Genomic DNA, 5,574 nt, shown 5'->3' with positions numbered 1-5,574 from the left:
GGGCGGGCACCACATAGGCGATCGGCACCTCGCCGTGCGCCGGGTCGGGCCGGCCCACCACGGCGGTGTCGGCGACTCCGGCGTGAGAGAGCAGCACCCGCTCGATCTCCGCCGGGTGCACGTCGCGTCCGCCGGTGGTGATCACGTCGGTCTGCCGGCCGACGAGCGTGAGATAGCCGGCCGCGTCCGCCCGGCCGAGGTCGCCGGTGTGCAGCCAGCCGCCGCGGGTCGCCTCGGCGGTGGCCCGGGGGTCCGCCCAGTAACCGCGCATCAGGCTGTCGCTGCGCACACAGATCTCGCCGTTCTCCCCCGGGTCCGCCTCGGTGCCGTCCGGTCGGCGGATCCGCACGTCGACGCCGGGCAGGGGCCGGCCCGCACCGAGGGCGGGGTGCCGGTCGGGCGGTGTCCGCGGGGCCGGGTGCTCGTGCGGGGCGAGCATGGCGAAGTGACCGCCGGCCTCGGCAGCGCCGTACGCCTGCCGGAAGGCGCAGTCGAAGGTGCGCGCGGCGTCGCGGTAGACCTCCCAGGGCAGCGGGGCGCCGCCGTAGACGATCTCCCGGAGACTGCCGGTGTCGTGGGGGCGTGTGCGAGCCGCGTGGAGAAGGTGCCTGAGGGTTTCCGGGTCGAGCCACAGGTGCGTGGCCCGATGTCGGGTCACCGCCTCCAGCGTGCGGTGCGGGGCGGATGCGGGTGGCAGGACGATGCGGGCGCCGCCCGCCATGTACGTGAACGACATGGCGACGCTGCCGTGGAACAGCGGGGCGCAGTTGACGAGGGTCGCCTCCTCGACCGGACCGGCCTCCGCGAGCCAGGCGAGACAGACCTGCATCAGGCTCCGGTGGTCCCAGACCACCGCGCGGGCCCGGCCGGTGGTCGCCGAGGTGTGCATGACGGCGACGGGGTCGTCGGGGCGTACCTGTGGCCAAGGGCCTTGGTACGGCGGCAGGTCGGACAGGTCGCCGTGGGAGCCTGCGAGGTCGAGGGCGACCGGTAGGCCGAGGCCGGCCGCCCAGGTGTGGTTCGCGAGGTCCGTGAGGACGGCCACCGCGCCGGTCCGCCGGGCGACGGCGGCCGTCTCCTGCGCGGGGCCGAGGGAGTCGACGGGTACGGCCACGGCGCCGATCCGGGCCAGGGCGAAGTACGCCTCGAACACCTCGATCCGCTCCGGGGCCGGCAGCAGGACCCGGTCACCCGGTCCCAGGCCCTGTGCGAGCAGGCCGCCGGCGAGGGTGTGCACCCGCTCGGCCAGCTCGCTCCATGTCACGGCGCGCCGCTCGTCCACCAGGGCGGTGCGTCCGGCGCGCCAACGGCGGTTGCGGTCCAGGATCTGCGTCAGCCACATGCGAGGTCATCCGTCCGACGGTTCGTCATCGAGTCCTGCGGAGCGGCTCATCGAGCCGAGGGGGGCTTCCATCCAGAGTATAGACCCATACAATGTATGCATGAGTATTGATTCTTCAGACGAACGGACAGGGGACCACGGGAGCCGGGGCGGCGCGCCTCCCGGGTTACCGGCCCACGACCCGACGCACCCCGTCGAGAACGCCGTGATCAGCCGTTTGTCCGGCAACTGGCATCGGCGCGCGGCGGTCAAACGCCAGGAGCCGGACCTGGACGACCTGTTCGAGCCGGACCGGCCCGACTGCCCCGACAGCCTGCTGCCGTTCCGCGACCACCCGACCTATCTCGCGCTGGACGACGAGACGAAGGCGAGGCTGCACGCCTGGGGCTGGATCGCGTTCAACAAGAACATCCAGGACATCGAGCAGCGGGTGGTCAATCCCGGGTTCGCCCTGATGGCGGCCGACGCGTTCGGCACCGGGCTCGGCGAGTCCATGACCGTGGCCGTGACCCAGGCCATGGTGGACGAGCAGTACCACACCCTGATGCACCTCAACGCCAGTGCGGTGACCCGCCGTCGGCGCGGCTGGGCCATGCCCGACGCCGCGCTGCCGCTCGGCCACAAGGCCCGCCGCCACGAGGAGCGCCTGGCCGCCGCGGCGACGCCCGCCCTGCGCGAACTGGACCAGCTCGCCTACACCACCGTCGCCGAGATCTCCATCAACGCCTATCTCGACCTCGTCGCGGACGACGCGGAGGTCCAGCCGATCAACCGCGTCACCGCCGACCTCCACAACCGCGACGAGTACTGCCACTCCTCGATCGCCGCCGAGGTCGCCACGGCCGCCTACGCCCACCTGTCCGCCGAGCACCGGCGGTTGTTCCTCGCGGCGCTCGCCGACGGCATGGAGGCCTTCGCGGCGAACGACTACACGACCTGGCACCGAATCGTCGAGCTGACGAACGTGCCGGGCGGGCAGCAGATGCTCCAGGACGTGGCCGCGTCGGCGGCGCGCAAGCGGCTGTTGCAGGACTTCAGCGGGCTGCACCGGCTGTGCCGCGAGATGGACGTCCTCGACGAGCTGCCCTTCGACTGGTCGACCGTCTCCGTCGGCTGACGAGCCGTCCCCGCCCTGACCCACGTCCGACCGTCGGCGGCACCCGCACCCACCACCGGCGACCGCTTACGACCCTCTGAAGGGGCCATGCGCACACTGCTGATCGACAACTACGACTCCTACACCTACAACCTCTTCCAGCTGTTGGCCGAGACCTACGGCCATGAGCCGACCGTCGTGCCCAACGACGACCCGGCCTGGAGTCGGCTGGACGTCGACGCGTTCGACGCGGCGGTGATCTCACCGGGCCCCGGGCATCCGGCGGGACAACGGGACTTCGGGCATTCCCGTGCCCTGCTGGAGCACACCGGCCTGCCCGTCCTCGGGGTCTGCCTCGGGCACCAGGGCATCGGGCTGCTGGCCGGCGCGCGGGTGGTCGGCGCGCCCGAGCCGCGCCACGGCCACCTCACGACCGTCGAGCACACCGGCAGTGACGTCTTCGCCGGTCTGCCCGACCGCTTCACCGCCGTGCGCTACCACTCGCTGTGCGTCGCCGAGCCCCTGCCGCCGCAGCTGGAGGTGACGGCGCGGGCCGAGGACGGCGTGATCATGGGGTTGCGCCATCGCGAACTGCCGCGGTGGGGCGTGCAGTTCCACCCCGAGTCGATCTCCACCGAGTACGGCGCCGAGCTGATGGCGAACTTCCGGCGACTCGCGCTCGCGGCCCACCCCGGACGGCGATTACCGCCGCCGCGCACCGCCGGCCCGGCCCGGCCGCCCGCGACCATGGGCCCGTCCCCCGTACCCGACCTGCACGCCCATGTGCGGTGCCTGGAACGGGCCGTGGACGCGGAATCGGCGTTCACCGCCCTGCACGGCGGCAGCAGCCGGGCGTTCTGGCTCGACAGCGCCCATGTGGAGCCCGGCCTGTCCCGCTTCTCCTTCATGGGCGACGCCGACGGGCCTGACGGCGAGGTGCTCACCTACCGGGTCGGCGACGCGTCCGTGATCGTCGAACCTTCCGGCGGCATCCCCTATCTGGAGCACGGCACCATCTTCGACGTCCTGGACGCCCGGCTCGGCCGCCGGGTCACCGGCACCGAGGAGCTGCCGTTCGACCTCTCCGGCGGCTATGTCGGGTACTTCGGCTATGAGTTGAAGGCCGACACCGGCGCCGACAACGCCCACCGTGCCCCGGCGCCGGACGCGATGTGGCTGCGGGCGCACCGCTTCCTGGCCGTCGACCACCTGGAGGGGCGTACCTATCTGGTCGGCCTCGCCGAGCCGGCGGACGCCGCGGTCACCGAGGAGTGGCTGGACCGCACGGCCGCGATGCTGCGTACCCTCCCGGACGCAGTGGCGGCGAGGCCCGTCCCGAACGCGGCCGAGCCGGACGTCACCCGATGGCTGGCCCGGCCCCGCGAGCAGTACCTGGCCGACATCACCGCCTCCCAGCGCCAGTTGCACGCCGGCGAGAGCTACGAGATCTGCCTCACCAACAGCCTGCATCTGCCGGCCCCGGCCGACGATCTGGCCTACTACCGCAGGCTGCGCAGGCTGAACCCGGCGCCGTACGGGGCGCTGCTGCGGCTGGGCGAACTCTCCGTCTTCTGCTCCTCGCCCGAGCGGTTCCTGCGCATCGACCGCGAACGGACGGTGGAGAGCAAGCCGATCAAGGGGACGACCCGCCGCAACCCGGACCCCGCGCTCGACGAGGCCCTGCGCGCGTCCCTGCCGAGCGACCCGAAGACCCGCGCCGAGAACCTGATGATCGTCGACCTGCTGCGCAACGACCTCGGCCGGATATGCCAGGTCGGCAGCGTGCATGTGCCGGCCTTCATGGCGACCGAGTCGTACACGACCGTGCACCAGCTGGTGTCCACCGTGCGCGGCACCCTGCGTCCGGACGCGAGCGCCGTCGACTGCGTCAAGGCATGCTTCCCCGGCGGGTCGATGACGGGCGCGCCCAAGCTGCGCACCATGGAGATCATCGACTCCCTGGAGGACCAGGCCCGCGGCATCTACTCGGGCGCTCTCGGCTTCCTCGGCTACTCCGGCACGGCGGATCTCAACATCGTGATCCGTACGGCCGTACGGTGGCGCGAGAAGCTGAGTGTCGGCGCGGGCGGAGCGATCGTGCTCGACTCGCAGCCGCTCGCCGAGTACGACGAGATGCTGGTCAAGGCGGAGGCCACGCTGCGGGCGCTGCCGCCGGCCGCCGCCGACACACCCGGATCCGAGGCTCCCGTGGCCCGCTCGCTCGGCGATCGCATCGGCTAGCTTGGGTCGCGGGCCCGATCCCGGCCGCGCACGCGGCCACCGCACCCGCAACATGCCGACCGGAGGTGGCATTGTTTGCCAGCGAGCAGATCAAGCTGTTGACCGAATCGGGATGGAACACCTGCGACTCCGTACGGGAGGGCGTCCGCCGGGCCGGGCTTCCCCTCCCGACGGCCGCGTATCTCAAGCGCACCGTCGACGCCTCGCAGTGGGACCGCGCGGAGCGCGCCGTGGAGGCGCTGCGAGCGCACTTCAAGGACTCCCGGTTCGCCGACGAGGCGGTCTTCGGCATCCTGCTGGTGCCCGACCCCGACAAGCTCGACACCCGGGGCGCGGTCGATCCGGCGATGCGCGCCGACCAGACCGGTAAGACCGGCAAGGGCGCGGTCGATGTGGTCGACCGCGCCCTCCCGGCGGGCCGGCTGGCGGTGCCGCCGGGCACCGACTGGACGCCGGTCGCCACCGTCACCGGCCCGGCCGGGCTGCACTTCGGCAGCTACGACGACATCACGGCCGCGGACGCCGGGACCTTCACGGTGGACGGCGTCGACACCCGGGAGTTGATGGTGCGCCAGATCTGGGGCGCGCGCGTGCTCCAGTCCGGGAGCGAGCTGCCCGACTGCGAGGTCGGAGGCGGCTGGACGTTCACGCTGTTCCCCGGCGAGCCCCAGGTCGACGGCAAGGCCGCGTCGGGCACGGTGCTGCACGACAAGGTGCGGTTCCGGTTGGGGCGCAGTGATCGGGGGATCGCGGTGGTGCGGGTTTGTCCGGGGTTGGTGGTGGGGTGATGGGGGGGTGATGGGAGGCTCGGCGGTCGGCGGATGAGCCGTCGGGTGAGCAAGGCGTAGGCGCGCTGGTCGGGTGATCAGTCGGCTCAGCAGGGCCGCGGCCGGCC

At 72.5% G+C, this 5,574-nt stretch carries 4 protein-coding genes; 3 read left to right on the top strand and 1 reads right to left on the bottom strand.

Annotated features, from left to right (window positions below; genetic code table 11):
• Window positions 1-1,342, bottom strand: a 1,342-nt coding sequence (locus EAO75_RS44745; RefSeq protein ID WP_148000863.1) for a class I adenylate-forming enzyme family protein, incomplete at its 3' end; no start/stop codon positions are given.
• A gap of 205 nt (window positions 1,343-1,547) precedes the next feature.
• Here EAO75_RS44745 and EAO75_RS44740 point away from each other — a divergent pair.
• The 3 genes from EAO75_RS44740 (at window position 1,548) to EAO75_RS44730 (ending at window position 5,467) form a co-directional block, all read left to right on the top strand.
• Window positions 1,548-2,459 (top strand): AurF N-oxygenase family protein, encoded by a 912-nt coding sequence (locus tag EAO75_RS44740; RefSeq protein ID WP_261989721.1) that lies wholly within the window; start codon window positions 1,548-1,550, stop codon window positions 2,457-2,459.
• A gap of 87 nt (window positions 2,460-2,546) precedes the next feature.
• Complete coding sequence (gene pabB, locus EAO75_RS44735; protein WP_148000861.1) at window positions 2,547-4,679, top strand: aminodeoxychorismate synthase component I; 2,133 nt, start codon at window positions 2,547-2,549, stop codon at window positions 4,677-4,679.
• A 71-nt stretch (window positions 4,680-4,750) separates the two neighbouring features.
• Entirely contained in the window at window positions 4,751-5,467 is a 717-nt protein-coding gene (locus tag EAO75_RS44730) for a hypothetical protein (protein ID WP_148000860.1), read from the top strand.
• Window positions 5,468-5,574: the final 107 nt, after the last annotated feature.

The sequence above is a fragment of the Streptomyces sp. UW30 genome (assembly GCF_008042075.1).
GTDB lineage: Bacteria > Actinomycetota > Actinomycetes > Streptomycetales > Streptomycetaceae > Streptomyces.
Note: the sequence above shows the minus strand (reverse complement) of the source record. Positions and strands in the feature narration are given on the sequence as shown.

What these genes read in the sequence shown, in the direction of transcription:
- pabB (WP_148000861.1), top strand. Translation starts at nt 2,547, where the DNA reads ATGCGCACACTGCTGATCGACAACTACGACTCCTACACCTACAACCTC.